The organism is Pseudomonas sp. DTU12.1 (assembly GCF_009873475.1).
In the GTDB taxonomy this organism is placed as follows: Bacteria; Pseudomonadota; Gammaproteobacteria; order Pseudomonadales; family Pseudomonadaceae; genus Aquipseudomonas; species Aquipseudomonas proteolytica.
Genome location: NZ_CP045254.1, coordinates 844,438 through 858,600, shown reverse-complemented (window position 1 = coordinate 858,600; position 14,163 = coordinate 844,438). Strand labels below are relative to the sequence as shown.

Sequence of the window (14,163 nt, the reverse complement as noted above, 5' to 3'; positions counted from 1 at the left end):
AGGCACAGCCTTTGCAAACGCTCCCTCAGCGCCCTACCTGCCCCCTAAAAATATTGAGTTCTGGAGACCACACCATGAAGCGTCGCAGCTTGATAAAGGCTTTCACTCTGTCGGCATCCATTGCCGCCATGGGCATGACCTGGACTGTCCAGGCCGCCGAGACCATCAAGGTCGGCATCCTGCATTCGCTGTCCGGAACCATGGCCATCTCCGAAACGTCCCTCAAGGACATGGCGCTGATGACCATCGACGAGATCAACGCCAAGGGTGGCGTGAACGGCAAGATGCTCGAGCCGGTGGTGGTGGACCCTGCGTCCAACTGGCCGCTGTTTGCCGAGAAAGGCCGGCAGTTGCTGACCCAGGACAAGGTCGCGGTGGTGTTTGGTTGCTGGACCTCGGTGTCGCGCAAATCGGTGCTGCCGGTGTTCGAAGAACTCAATGGCTTGCTGTTCTACCCGGTGCAGTACGAAGGTGAAGAAATGTCGCCCAACGTGTTCTACACCGGTGCGGCGCCCAACCAGCAGGCAATCCCGGCGGTGGAGTACCTGATGAGCGAAGAAGGCGGCAGCGCCAAGCGCTTCTTCCTGCTGGGCACCGACTACGTGTACCCACGCACCACCAATAAGATCCTGCGCGCGTTCCTGCATTCCAAAGGCGTGGCCGACAAGGACATCGAAGAGGTCTACACCCCGTTCGGCCATAGCGATTACCAGACCATCGTCGCCAACATCAAGAAGTTCTCGGCGGGCGGCAAGACGGCCGTGGTGTCCACGGTCAACGGCGACTCCAACGTGCCGTTCTACAAGGAACTGGCCAACCAGGGCCTGAAAGCCACCGAGGTTCCGGTGGTGGCGTTCTCGGTCGGCGAAGAAGAACTGCGCGGCATCGACACCAAGCCGCTGGTGGGCAACCTGGCGGCGTGGAACTACTTCCAGTCGGTAGAGAACCCGGTCAACGCCAAGTTCGTCGCCGACTGGAAAGCCTATGCCAAGGCGAAAAACCTGCCGGGCGCCGACAAGGCCGTGACCAACGACCCGATGGAAGCCACCTACGTCGGCATCCACATGTGGGCGCAGGCCGTGGAAAAAGCCAAGTCCACCGACGTCGACAAAGTGCGTGAAGCCCTGGGCGGCCAGACCTTCGCCGCGCCGTCGGGCTACACCCTGACCATGGACAAGACCAACCACCACCTGCACAAGCCGGTGATGATTGGTGAGATCCAGTCAGACGGGCAGTTCTCGGTGGTGTGGCAGACCGAAGGGCCGATCCGCGCCCAGCCTTGGAGCCCGTACATCCCTGGCAATGACAAAAAGCCGGATCACGCGGTGAAGAGCAACTAAGCCCCAACACAGATCAAATGTGGGAGCGGCGGTGCGACGATTCGACTTGCTCGCTCCCACATAAACCTAGTCCGTGCATGACCAGGACATTTGTTTATGCCCACTGCCCTCCACCGTTTCATCCTGGCCTGCCTGCTGTTGCTGCCCCTGGCCGCACACGCAGGCGATGCCGAAGACTTCCTCGCGGCCAACCCCATGCGACAGGCCAAACTGTTGCAAGACTGGGCCGCCCAGCCCGACCCGGCGCGCATCGAGTTGGTCAACGCCTTGCAACAAGGCCAAGTCAGCGTCAACGGCGAAACCAAGACCGTACGCCTGAACAACCGCCTGCGTGGCTTGATCAACAACGTGCAGGCCAGCCAGCAACTGCTCGCCGCCGACCCCAAGGTCCGCCTGGCCGCCGCCCAGACCCTGCAAAAAAGCGCGCAACCTGCGCAACTGAAATTCCTCGACCAGCAACTCGCCAGCGAAACCAATGACGAGGTACACAGCGCCCTGAGCCTGGCCCTGGCCAACCTGCAGCTGGTCGACCCCGACCCGGCCGTGCGCCTGGCTGCCGTGCGTCTGCTGGGCAGCACCGGCGACCCACTGGCCCGCACGCGCCTGGAAGCGCTGCTGGCGCCTGGCGTAGAAACCGATGCCGGGGTGCACACCGCCGCCGAAACCAGCCTGGCCCAGGTCAAGCGCAAGCTGCTGGTGGGCGAGGTGCTTGGCCAGGCCTTCAGCGGCATGTCCCTGGGCTCGATCCTGTTGCTGGCGGCCCTGGGCCTGGCGATCACCTTCGGCCTGCTCGGCGTGATCAATATGGCCCACGGCGAGATGCTGATGCTCGGTGCCTACTCCACCTATGTGGTGCAGTTGCTGATGCAGCGCTACGTGCCCCAGGCCATCGAGTTCTACCCGTTGCTCGCGCTGCCGGTGGCGTTTTTTGTCACCGCCGGCATCGGCATGGCGCTGGAGCGCACGGTGATCCGTCATCTCTACGGCCGGCCGCTGGAAACCCTGCTGGCCACCTGGGGCATCAGCCTGATGCTGATCCAACTGGTGCGCTTGCTGTTCGGCGCACAGAACGTCGAAGTGGCCAACCCGGCCTGGCTGTCGGGCGGGATCCAGGTGCTGCCCAACCTGGTGCTGCCGTACAACCGCATCGTCATCATCGGCTTTGCCCTGTGCGTGGTGGTGCTGACCTGGCTGCTGCTGAACAAGACCCGCCTGGGCCTCAACGTGCGCGCCGTGACCCAGAACCGCAACATGGCCGCCTGCTGCGGCGTGCCCACCGGGCGCGTGGACATGCTCGCCTTTGGCCTCGGCTCGGGCATCGCTGGCTTAGGTGGCGTGGCCCTGAGCCAGATCGGCAACGTCGGCCCGGACCTGGGCCAGAGCTACATCATCGACTCGTTCCTGGTGGTGGTACTCGGCGGCGTCGGCCAACTGGCCGGCAGTGTCATGGCCGCCTTCGGCCTGGGGATTGCCAACAAGATTCTTGAACCGCAGATCGGTGCCGTGCTCGGCAAGATCCTGATCCTCGCGCTGATCATTCTGTTTATCCAGAAACGCCCGCAAGGACTCTTCGCACTGAAAGGACGGGTGATCGACTGATGAACCAGCCATTGATGCTCACGGCCGCGCAAAAGGCCGGCCCCAAGGTGACGATTGCGGTGGGCGCGGTGATCCTCGCCGTGCTGCTGGCGTTGCCGCTGCTGTCGCTGTTGCCCGCAGAGAGTGCATTCCACGTCTCGGCCTACACCCTGACCCTGGTGGGCAAGATCCTCTGCTACGCCATCGTCGCCCTGGCCCTGGACCTGGTGTGGGGCTACGCCGGCATGTTGTCCCTGGGCCACGGTCTGTTCTTTGCCCTCGGCGGTTACGCGATGGGCATGTACCTGATGCGCCAGGCCGCCGGCAGCGAGTTGCCGGCGTTCATGACCTTCCTGTCGTGGACCGAACTGCCGTGGTATTGGCTCGGTACCGAGCACTTCCTCTGGGCCCTGTGCCTGGTGGTATTGGCACCGGGCTTGCTGGCGCTGGTGTTCGGTTTCTTCGCCTTCCGCTCACGGATCAAGGGCGTGTATTTCTCGATCATGACCCAGGCCCTGACCTTTGCCGGGATGCTGTTGTTTTTCCGCAACGAGACCGGCTTTGGCGGCAATAACGGCTTTACCAACTTCCGCAGCATCCTGGGCTTTGGCATCACCGAACCCGGCACCCGTGCGGTGCTGTTCCTGGCCACGGTGCTGCTGTTGGTGGGCAGCCTGTTTATCGGCTGGCGCCTGGCCCGGAGCAAGTTCGGCCGCGTGCTGACGGCCCTGCGCGATGCAGAAAACCGCCTGATGTTCTGCGGCTACGACCCCCGTGGTTTCAAGCTGTTTGTCTGGGTGTTGAGCGCCGTGCTGTGCGGCCTGGCCGGGGCGCTGTACGTGCCGCAGGTGGGCATCATCAACCCCAGCGAAATGTCACCGACCAACTCCATCGAAGCCGCCGTGTGGGTCGCCCTGGGCGGGCGCGGCACGCTGATCGGCCCGCTGCTGGGAGCCGGCGTGGTCAACGGCATGAAGAGCTGGTTCACCGTGGCCTTCCCGGAGTACTGGCTGTTCTTCCTTGGGGCGCTGTTCATCATCGTCACCCTGTACCTGCCCAAGGGCATCATCGGCCTGTTGAAGAAAAGGGGCGAACAATGAGAGTCACGGCAACCGACCAGTTCATGCTCGAACCGATCATCGAACCGAACCGCGACCAGGGCACCAGCCGCGAGGCCATCGGCCTCGGCCAGGCCGCCGGCAAAGGCCTGAACACCCGCCACGGCACGATCCTGACCCTGGAAGACATCAGCGTCAGCTTCGACGGCTTCAAGGCCCTCAATGACTTGAACCTGTACATCGGCGTTGGCGAACTGCGTTGCATCATCGGCCCCAATGGCGCAGGCAAAACCACCCTGATGGACGTGATCACCGGCAAGACCCGCCCCAGTCACGGCAAGGCCTGGTTCGGCGAAACCCTGGACCTGACCCGCATGAGCGAAGTGCAGATCGCCCAGGCCGGCATCGGCCGCAAGTTCCAGAAGCCCACGGTGTTCGAAGCCCTGAGCGTGTTCGAGAACCTGGAGCTGGCGCAGAAGACCGACAAATCGGTATGGGCCAGCCTGCGCGCACGCCTTGGCGGGGAACAGAAGGACCGCATCGAAGAGGTGCTGGACACCATCCGCCTTAGCGCGTCGGCACAACGCCCCGCCGGCTTGCTGTCCCACGGCCAGAAGCAGTTCCTGGAAATCGGCATGCTGCTGATGCAAGACCCACAGCTGCTGCTGCTCGACGAGCCGGTGGCCGGCATGACCGACGCCGAGACCGAGTTCACCGCCGAGCTGTTCAAGCGCCTGGCGGGCAAGCATTCGCTGATGGTGGTGGAACACGACATGGGCTTTGTCGGCTCGATTGCCGACCACGTCACGGTGTTGCACCAGGGCAGTGTGCTGGCCGAAGGGTCGCTGGAACAGGTGCAGGAAAACGAGCGCGTCATCGAGGTGTACCTCGGTCGCTGAACCCGATGCGGATTGCTCTCTGTAGGAGCGAGCTTGGCTCCGGGCGGCGTTCCGACGAAGATCGTCAACGATAACGCGCCGAGCCTGAATGCCCGCGGTGCCTTGGCGTTTTTCGCGAGCACGCTCGCTCCTACAGGGAATTGAGGAGAGTTTGAACATGCTGCAAGTCGACAAACTGCACCAGTACTACGGCGGCAGCCATATCCTGCGCGGCCTGTCCTTTGACGTGAAAGTCGGTGAAGTCACCTGCCTGCTCGGCCGTAACGGCGTGGGCAAGACCACCCTGCTCAAATGCCTGATGGGCCTGTTGCCCGCCAAGGAAGGCGCGGTGAACTGGGAAGGCAAGGCCATCACCGGTTTCAAGCCACACCAGCGGGTACACGCCGGCATTGCCTACGTGCCCCAGGGCCGGGAGATTTTCGGCCGGCTGACGGTGGAAGAAAACCTGCTGATGGGCCTGTCGCGTTTTCCCGGCAGCGAAGCCAAGCAAGTCCCGGCGTTTATCTACGAGCTGTTCCCGGTGCTGCTGCAAATGAAGCATCGGCGCGGTGGCGACCTGTCTGGCGGCCAGCAGCAACAACTGGCCATCGGCCGCGCCCTGGCCAGCCGCCCACGCCTGCTGATCCTCGACGAGCCCACCGAAGGCATCCAGCCCTCGGTGATCAAGGAGATCGGTGCGGTGATCAAGAAACTCGCCGAGCGCGGCGACATGGCGATTTTGCTGGTGGAGCAGTTCTACGACTTCGCCGCCGAACTGGCCGATCAATACCTGGTGATGTCCCGCGGGGAAATCGTCCAGCAAGGCCGTGGTGAAAATATGGAGGCCGAGGGTGTACGCGGCCTGGTTACCATCTAATCTGTAGCGTCTTGTCGATAAGCCCAAACCATGACTGTGCCTGCCCCCACCGCCCTGTTCACCCCCAGCTGGCACGCCGCGCTGGAGTTGGGCTATGCGCGATTCGGCGCAACCACGCGCCCGGTGCTGCGCCGCCACCTTGGCCCACTGCGGGTGCAAAAACACCTGTATGCCGAAGGCCCCGAGGTGTGCCAGCACATCATCGTGCACCCCCCGGGCGGGATTGCCGGTGGGGATCGCCTGGATATCACCGCCCATCTGGCTGAGGGCGCGTGGGCGCAATTGACCAGCCCCGGCGCCGCCAAGTGGTATCGCGCCAGCGGGCCCGCCTACCAGCAAGTGGTATTGACGGTCGAGGCCGGCGCCACCCTGGAGTGGCTGCCCCAGGAAACCATCGTGTTCAGCGCCGCCCAGGCCGAACTCAGCACGCGTATCAACCTCGAAGGCAACGCCCGGCTGTTCTACTGGGACGTGGTGGCGCTAGGGCGCCCGGCCAGTGGCGAGCGTTTCGACCGGGGCCACTTTCAGTCGCACCTGGATATCCGCCGCGACGGCCAGTTGCTGTGGCATGAGCGCCAACGCATCGTCGGCGACGACGGCCTGCTCGACTCGCCGATTGGCCTGGATGGGCAGCCGGTGTTTGCCACGTTGCTGGTGAGCGGGGAAATCGATACCGAACTGCTTGAACAATGCCGTGCGCTGCCGCATGCAGTGCGTGGCGACCTGACCCAACTGCCGGGTTTGCTGGTGGCGCGCTGCCTGGCCAGCGAGACGTTACTGGCGCGGGGCTGGTTGATTGATCTGTGGCGGCTGTTGCGCCCGGCATTGCTGGGGCGTGAAGCTGTGCCCCCAAGAATTTGGAACACCTGAACATTCAAGGTGGAACTGAACTTGTGTGGGAGCTCCCACATTGGATTTTCGGTGTTTTTTAGAATGCTTTTTATGACGGATTGCTGACCATGGACCTGACCCCACGGGAAAAAGACAAACTGCTGATCTTCACCGCAGGCCTGGTGGCCGAACGCCGCCTGGCGCGCGGGGTGAAGCTTAACTACCCGGAAACCATCGCCTACATCTCCGCCGCCCTGCTCGAGGGCGCGCGCGACGGGCGCACGGTGGCCGACCTGATGCACTTTGGCACCACCCTGCTCAGTCGCGAGCAAGTGATGGAAGGCATCCCGGAGATGATCCCGGATATCCAGGTCGAAGCCACCTTCCCCGACGGCACCAAGCTGGTGACCGTCCACCAACCCATCGCCTGAGGCCCGGCCATGTCCTTGCTGATTCGTGACGCGGTGCACGGCGACCTGCCGGCGATCCGCGATATCTACAACGATGCCGTGCTCAACACCACGGCGATCTGGAACGACCAACCGGTGGACCTGGGCAATCGCCAGGCCTGGTTCAGTGCGCGCCAGGCGCAGTTCTATCCGATCCTGGTGGCGGTGGAGGCCGAGCACGTGGTCGGCTACGCCTCGTTCGGTGACTGGCGGCCCTTCGACGGCTTTCGCCATACCGTCGAGCATTCGGTGTATGTGCGCAATGACCAGCGCGGCAAAGGCCTCGGCCCCCTGCTGATGCAGGCCCTGATCGAACGCGCCAGGGCCTGCGACAAACACGTGATGGTCGCCGCCATCGAAAGCGGCAACCAGGCTTCGATCCGCCTGCATGAGCGCCTGGGCTTTGGCATCACCGGGCAAATGGCCCAGGTGGGCACCAAGTTCGGCCGCTGGCTGGACCTGACCTTTATGCAACTGATGCTCAACCCTGGCGCCCAGCCGCCGGCGGTTCACAAGGAGTAACAGCAATGAGCGCCGCCCAACTGCGTCGAGTGAACACCGAAAGCTTTGCCCATTACCGCCAGGGTTTGATTGAGCTGTTGCTGGACGCCGTGCAGCACGGCGCATCGGTGGGCTTCATGGCCGACCTCGACGCGGCTCAGGCACGGGACTATTTCGACGGCGTACAGGCTGGTATCGAGGACGCCAGCCTGCTGCTGTGGGTGGTGGTGCGCGATGAACAGGTGCTGGCCAGCGTACAACTGGCGCTGTGCCAGAAAGCCAACGGCCTCAACCGCGCCGAGGTGCAAAAGCTGCTGGTGCGCAATGACGCCCGGCGCCACGGCCTCGGCCAGCAATTGATGAGCGCCCTGGAGCTGTGCGCGCGCCAGCACAAGCGCGGCCTGCTGTACCTGGACACCGAAGCCGGCTCCCCCGCCGAAGCTTTCTACCAGGCGCTGCGCTACACCAAGATCGGCGAACTGCCGGACTACTGCCAAAGCCCGGACGGGCGCTACAGCCCGACCGCCATCTACTACAAGACCCTGGGGCAACCTGCATGATTCCTGGTGAATATCAGATCCAGCCTGGTGAAATCGAACTCAACGTGGGCCGGCGCACTGTCACCCTGAGCGTGGCCAACAGCGGCGACCGGCCGATCCAGGTCGGCTCCCATTACCATTTTTTCGAGACCAACGACGCGCTGACCTTCGATCGCGCCCTGAGCCGCGGCATGCGCCTGAACATCCCGGCGGGCACGGCGGTGCGCTTTGAGCCGGGGCAGAGCCGCGAGGTGGAGTTGGTGGAGCTGGCGGGGTTGCGCCGGGTGTTCGGGTTTGCCGGACGCATCATGGGCGACCTGTAGGGCCGCATCGCAGGCAAGCCAGCTCCCACATGGGAGTGCATTTCAAATGTGGGAGCTGGCTTGCCTGCGATAGCGGATTCACATTCAACACAAATTCTTCAGGACACCCCTATGAAAATCAGCCGCCAAGCCTACGCCGACATGTTCGGCCCCACCGTCGGCGACAAGGTCCGCCTGGCCGATACCGAGCTGTGGATTGAAGTGGAACAGGACTTCACCACCTACGGCGAAGAAGTGAAGTTCGGCGGCGGCAAAGTTATCCGCGACGGCCAGGGCCAGAGCCAACTGCTGGCCGCCGACGTGGTCGACACGGTGATCACCAACGCGCTGATCATCGATCACTGGGGCATCGTCAAGGCCGACGTTGGCCTGAAGAACGGGCGTATCGCCGGGATCGGCAAGGCCGGCAACCCGGATATCCAGCCGGGCGTGACCCTGGCCATCGGCGCCAGCACCGAAGTGATTGCCGGCGAAGGCATGATCCTCACCGCCGGCGGCATCGACACCCATGTGCACTTCATCTGCCCGCAGCAGATCGAAGAGGCGCTGACCAGTGGCGTCACCACCATGATCGGCGGCGGCACCGGGCCGGCCACCGGCACCAACGCCACCACCTGCACCTCGGGCCCGTGGCACCTGGCGCGCATGCTGCAGGCCAGCGATGCGTTCCCGATGAACATTGGCTTTACCGGCAAGGGCAACGCCAGCCTGCCTGAGCCGTTGATCGAACAGGTCAAGGCCGGGGCGATTGGCTTGAAGCTGCATGAAGACTGGGGCACCACCCCGGCGAGCATCGACAACTGCCTGAGCGTGGCCGACGAATACGATGTGCAGGTGGCGATCCACAGCGACACCCTCAACGAGTCCGGTTTTGTCGAAACCACCCTCGCCGCGCTCAAGGGGCGCACCATCCACACCTACCACACCGAAGGGGCCGGCGGCGGGCATGCGCCGGATATCATCAAGGCCTGCGGTTTCCCCAACGTGCTGCCCAGCTCCACCAACCCGACCCGGCCATTCACCCGCAATACCATCGACGAGCACCTGGACATGTTGATGGTCTGCCATCACCTGGACCCGAGCATTGCCGAAGACGTGGCCTTCGCCGAAAGCCGCATCCGCCGCGAAACCATCGCCGCCGAAGATATCCTGCATGACCTTGGCGCCTTCTCGATGATCAGCTCCGACAGCCAGGCCATGGGCCGCGTGGGCGAGGTGATCATGCGCACCTGGCAAACCGCCGACAAAATGAAAAAACAGCGCGGGCCGCTGCCGGGGGACGGAGCAGGCAACGATAACTTCCGTGCCAAGCGCTACATCGCCAAGTACACCATCAACCCGGCGATCACCCATGGCATCAGCCATGAAGTGGGCTCGATCGAGGTGGGCAAGTGGGCCGACCTGGTGCTGTGGCGCCCGGCGTTCTTCGGGATCAAGCCCACGTTGATTCTCAAGGGCGGGGCGATTGCTTCAAGCCTGATGGGCGATATCAACGGCTCGATTCCTACGCCGCAGCCGGTCCACTACCGGCCGATGTTCGCCAGCTTCGGCAGCGCGCTGCACGCCACCAGCCTGACGTTTATCAGCCAGGCGGCACTGGCCGAGGGCCTGCCGCAAGCCCTGGGCCTGAAGAAGCAGATCGGGGTGGTCAAGGGCTGCCGCCAGGTGCAGAAAACCGACCTGATCCACAACGACTACCTGCCGCAGATCGAGGTCGATCCGCAGACCTATCAGGTCAAGGCCGACGGTGTATTGCTGTGGTGCGAACCGGCGGATGTGTTGCCGATGGCCCAGCGTTACTTTCTATTCTGACCGTTCATCGGCATTAACCCTGTGTGCCAGTGAAGCGAAGAGGCGTAAGGCGCTACGATGCGCCTCTTTACTGTCTTGCACTTGGGAACCTGGCTATGGGCCTATCCGAATTCATCGTGTTGCATGCCGAGCGGATCGTCGATGAATGGGAGCAGTTTGCCGAAACATTGACCCCGGCCGCCGACACCCTGAACCGCACGCAACTGCGCGACCACGCGCACTCGATCCTGCTGGCCGCCGCACGGGACATGAACACCCGCCAGAGCGCCGACGAACAAGCGGCCAAGGCCAAGGGCGAAGGCCCGGAGAAAACCCCAAGCCTGGACGAAGCCGCCGCCAGCCATGGCGAGCTACGTCATACCGTGGGTTTTGACCTGGTGCAGATGACCTCCGAGTTCCGCCACCTGCGGGCCTGTGTGATCCGGCTGTGGGTCGATAGCCTCGAGGTGCCGGACATGACGTACTTCCAGGACATGATCCGCTTCAATGAGGCCATCGACGAAGCCCTGGCCGAATCCACCGCGGCCTACGCCGAGCAGGTCAATCGCTCGCGGGATATTTTCCTCGCCATCCTCGGCCACGACCTGCGCGCACCGTTGCAGGCGGTGAACATGTCCACCGAGATGTTGTTGCGCAAAGTCGCGCTGGACAGCCAAGGCTTGAGCCTGGTGGGCAATATCAAAAATGGCGCCCGGCATATGGGGGCAATGGTCCGCGATCTATTGGAGTTTGTGCGCAGCCGGCTGGGCAGCAGCCTGCCGATCGAACCCAAGCCGATGAACCTGGCTGACGCCGCGCAGGCCGCCATCGACGAAGCATGCGCTGGTCGCCCGGATTGCCAGGCCCATTTGCATGTCGAGGACGACACCCAGGGGCAGTGGGATCGTGGGCGAATCGATCAACTGCTGCAGAACCTGATTGGCAACGCGTTGCAGCACGGCCTCAACAGCCAGGCCGTGACCCTGAACCTCAAGGGCACGCCCGACACCGTGGAACTGAGCGTGCACAACTACGGCATCCCGATTCCCCAGGCGGCGCTGGGCACCGTCTTCGACCCGCTGGTACGCAGCGCCACTGAAGAACTGGGCAACACCTCGACCAGCCTCGGGCTGGGGCTGTTTATCGTCAAGGAAGTGGTGCTGGCCCATCAGGGCACGATTGAAGTGACCTCCAGCGAGGCCGAAGGCACCACATTCACCGTGGTGCTGCCGCGACGGTGCTAGTGCGATTGTTGTGACTAGTGGGCCTGTTGTGATGAGCCGGCTTGTCGTGGCGAGCGGGCTTGCCCCGCGCTGGGGTGCGAAGCAGCCCCAATAAAGTCACTGCATTCTTCCAGATACACCTCAGCGGCAGGGGATAGGGCTGCTTCGCACCCCAGCGCGGGGCAAGCCCGCTCGCCACAACAAGCCCACTCATCACAACGGGCCCGCTTGCCACAACAAGCCCCCTGGTCACAGCAAGCCCGCTCCCCCCTTAGCGACCCCAGTTTTCCCGCGGATCAAAATCGGCCTTTTTCGCCAGCTCCTGCCACAACGCCTTGACCTCTTCGTCGCTGCTTTTGGGCATCACGGCCTTGAGCTGCACAAACAGATAGCCGCGTTGCCCGGCCTTGTTCAGCAAGCCATGGCCCTTGGCCCGCATGCGCTGGCCATTCTGGCTGCCGGCCGGGACCTTGAGGTTGATCTTGCCGGTCAACGTCGGCACCGCGACTTCCGCGCCCAACGCCAGCTCCCAGGGGGCCAGGGGCAGGTTGATGATCAGGTTTTCGCCGTCGACTTCGAACTTGGGATGCGGCGCAAACTTGATGATCAGGTACAGGTCGCCATTGGCCCCACCGCCAATCCCCGGCGCGCCCTGGCCCTTGAGGCGGATGCGCTCGCCATCGGCCACACCGGCCGGGATTTTTACATTCAGGCTCTTGGTGGTGTTGCTGACATGCCGGCCCGACGCATCGTATTGCGGAACCTGGAAGCTGATCGCCTTGGACTCGGTAGACAGGGTCTCTTCCAGGAACACCGGCAACTCCATCTCCACATCCTGGCCGCGACGGCCGGGGCTGCGCCCTTGGGCACCGCCAAAGCCATTGCCGCGCGAGCCGAAGATCGAGCTGAAGAAGTCCGAAAACTCGCCCGTATCCTGGCCACCGCCAAACCCGCCACGGCTCTGCCAGCCTGGCGGCCCCTGGAAGGGCTGACCGTGCTGGCCATAGCGGCGCAACTCGTCGTATTCGGCGCGTTTGTCTGCGCTTTTCAACGCTTCATAGGCTTCCGAGGCGTCCTTGAACTTCGCTTCCGCGTCCTTTTCCTTGCTGACGTCGGGATGATACTTACGCGCCAGCTTGCGATAAGCGGCCTTGATTGTCTTGTCGTCGGCCGTCGGCTCGACACCAAGAATCTTGTAATAGTCTTTGAAATCCATGGGGGCATCACCATCCGTTATCGAGATCGCACAGTCGCGCCCTGCCTGCCGGGGCATTGCGGGGCGATTCGAGGTGCGTCAGAAAATTATCGGCGGCTTGCAGGACAAACTTGATCCTTTCGACAGCCACCAACCGTATGCACAGGAGTTGGGGGCAAAGAGCCGACCTTTCAAGGTAACAAGTCTGCTGTATTTAGCGGATAGTCGGCCTACGCATCTGCACGCGAGTGACATACACTGCGCGGCCGTTTTTTAACCGGAACCTGTTAGACATGAACAACACCTCCCCAGCCCGTGCCTGCGGCATCGACTTCGGCACGTCCAACTCCACTGTCGGCTGGATCCGTCCCGGCATGGAAACGCTTATCGCGCTGGAGGACGACAAGATCACCCTGCCGTCAGTGGTGTTCTTCAACTTCGAAGAACGCCGCCCGGTCTATGGCCGCCTGGCGCTGCACGAGTACCTGGAAGGCTACGAAGGCCGCCTGATGCGCTCGCTCAAGAGCCTTTTGGGCTCCAAGCTGATCAAGCACGACACCAGCGTGCTGGGCACGGCCATGCCGTTCAAGGACCTGCTGGGCCTGTTTATCGGCCAGCTCAAGAGCCGCGCCGAAGCCGCCGCCGGCCGTGAGTTCGAGGAAGTGGTGCTGGGCCGCCCGGTATTTTTCGTCGACGACGACCCGATGGCCGACAAAGAGGCCGAAGACACCCTGGTGGACGTGGCCCGCAAGCTCGGTTTCAAGGAAGTCTCGTTCCAGTACGAGCCGATTGCCGCAGCCTTCGACTACGAGTCCACCATTGAAAAAGAAGAGTTGGTACTGATTGTCGACATCGGCGGCGGTACGTCCGACTTCTCCCTGGTGCGCCTGTCGCCCGAGCGACGCAAGCACGACAACCGCCACGACGACATCCTCGCCACCGGCGGCGTGCATATCGGCGGGACCGACTTCGACAAACAACTGAGTCTGCAAGGCATGATGCCGCTGTTCGGCTACGGCAGCCGTATGAAAAGCGGCGCCTACATGCCCACCAGCCACCATATGAACCTGGCCACCTGGCACACCATCAACTCGGTGTACTCGCAAAAATCCCAGATTGCATTGGGCAGCATGCGCTACGACATCGAGGACACCGGTGGCATCGACCGCCTGTTCAAGCTGATCGAACAGCGCGCCGGGCACTGGCTGGCGATGGAGGTGGAAGAAACCAAGATCCACCTCACCCACGACGACAGCCGCCATGTACCGCTGGACCGGGTAGAACCAGGCCTGAGCGTGGAACTGAGCCGCGCCCTGTTCGAGTCCTCCATCGACAACCTGCTGGAGCGAGTGCGCAACAGCGTGACCCAACTGCTCGACGACGCCTCGGTAGACGTGGCCCAGGTCGACACGGTGTTCTTCACCGGCGGCTCCAGCGGCATCCCGGCCCTGCGTCAGAGCATTTCGGCGATGCTGCCCAATGCCCAACATGTAGAAGGCAATATCTTCGGCAGCATTGGTAGCGGGTTGGCGATTGAGGCCAGTAAGCGTTACGGCTACTGATCTTTAGTTAAGACCGTG

At 63.0% G+C, this 14,163-nt stretch carries 14 protein-coding genes; 13 read left to right on the top strand and 1 reads right to left on the bottom strand.

Annotation, left to right across the window (positions count from 1 at the left end):
• The first annotated feature begins 74 nt into the window (after positions 1–74).
• The 12 genes from urtA to GDV60_RS03670 all read left to right on the top strand — a co-directional run bounded on the left by urtA (position 75) and on the right by GDV60_RS03670 (position 11,409).
• Positions 75–1,340, top strand: coding sequence for an urea ABC transporter substrate-binding protein (urtA, locus tag GDV60_RS03725; RefSeq protein WP_029297732.1), 1,266 nt, complete (start codon positions 75–77; stop codon positions 1,338–1,340).
• Between the two features lie 96 nt (positions 1,341–1,436).
• On the top strand, positions 1,437–2,939 hold the full coding sequence (urtB, locus tag GDV60_RS03720) for an urea ABC transporter permease subunit UrtB (RefSeq protein WP_159906327.1): 1,503 nt from the start codon (positions 1,437–1,439) through the stop codon (positions 2,937–2,939).
• Complete coding sequence (gene urtC, locus GDV60_RS03715) at positions 2,939–4,018, top strand: urea ABC transporter permease subunit UrtC (RefSeq protein WP_070994285.1); 1,080 nt, start codon at positions 2,939–2,941, stop codon at positions 4,016–4,018. The genes urtB and urtC overlap by 1 nt, the downstream gene beginning before the upstream one ends.
• Positions 4,015–4,875, top strand: coding sequence for an urea ABC transporter ATP-binding protein UrtD (gene urtD / locus GDV60_RS03710; protein WP_133713901.1), 861 nt, complete (start codon positions 4,015–4,017; stop codon positions 4,873–4,875). Before urtC ends, urtD begins: the two co-directional genes overlap by 4 nt.
• A 157-nt stretch (positions 4,876–5,032) precedes the next feature.
• Positions 5,033–5,731, top strand: a complete 699-nt coding sequence (gene urtE / locus GDV60_RS03705) for an urea ABC transporter ATP-binding subunit UrtE (RefSeq protein WP_029297740.1) — start codon at positions 5,033–5,035, stop codon at positions 5,729–5,731.
• Positions 5,732–5,761: 30 nt separating this feature from the next.
• Positions 5,762–6,601 (top strand): urease accessory protein UreD, encoded by an 840-nt coding sequence (locus GDV60_RS03700; RefSeq protein ID WP_159906325.1) that lies wholly within the window; start codon positions 5,762–5,764, stop codon positions 6,599–6,601.
• Positions 6,602–6,690: 89 nt separating this feature from the next.
• Positions 6,691–6,993, top strand: coding sequence for an urease subunit gamma (locus GDV60_RS03695; RefSeq protein WP_032862374.1), 303 nt, complete (start codon positions 6,691–6,693; stop codon positions 6,991–6,993).
• A gap of 9 nt (positions 6,994–7,002) precedes the next feature.
• Complete coding sequence (locus GDV60_RS03690; protein ID WP_029297747.1) at positions 7,003–7,533, top strand: GNAT family N-acetyltransferase; 531 nt, start codon at positions 7,003–7,005, stop codon at positions 7,531–7,533.
• A 5-nt stretch (positions 7,534–7,538) separates the two neighbouring features.
• Positions 7,539–8,072: a GNAT family N-acetyltransferase gene (locus GDV60_RS03685; RefSeq protein ID WP_029297748.1), complete on the top strand. Its 534-nt coding sequence runs from the start codon at positions 7,539–7,541 to the stop codon at positions 8,070–8,072.
• Positions 8,069–8,374, top strand: a complete 306-nt coding sequence (locus tag GDV60_RS03680; protein ID WP_159906323.1) for an urease subunit beta — start codon at positions 8,069–8,071, stop codon at positions 8,372–8,374. Before GDV60_RS03685 ends, GDV60_RS03680 begins: the two co-directional genes overlap by 4 nt.
• Before the next feature lie 111 nt (positions 8,375–8,485).
• Entirely contained in the window at positions 8,486–10,186 is a 1,701-nt protein-coding gene (gene ureC / locus GDV60_RS03675; RefSeq protein ID WP_029297750.1) for an urease subunit alpha, read from the top strand.
• A gap of 95 nt (positions 10,187–10,281) precedes the next feature.
• Positions 10,282–11,409: a sensor histidine kinase KdpD gene (locus tag GDV60_RS03670; protein ID WP_070994281.1), complete on the top strand. Its 1,128-nt coding sequence runs from the start codon at positions 10,282–10,284 to the stop codon at positions 11,407–11,409.
• Between the two features lie 250 nt (positions 11,410–11,659).
• Here the strand turns inward: GDV60_RS03670 and cbpA are convergent, their stop codons facing one another.
• Positions 11,660–12,604, bottom strand: a complete 945-nt coding sequence (cbpA, locus tag GDV60_RS03665; protein WP_092233116.1) for a curved DNA-binding protein — start codon at positions 12,602–12,604, stop codon at positions 11,660–11,662.
• A 272-nt stretch (positions 12,605–12,876) separates the two neighbouring features.
• Here cbpA and GDV60_RS03660 point away from each other — a divergent pair, with 272 nt between their 5' ends.
• On the top strand, positions 12,877–14,145 hold the full coding sequence (locus GDV60_RS03660; protein ID WP_159906321.1) for an Hsp70 family protein: 1,269 nt from the start codon (positions 12,877–12,879) through the stop codon (positions 14,143–14,145).
• Positions 14,146–14,163 lie beyond the last annotated feature (18 nt).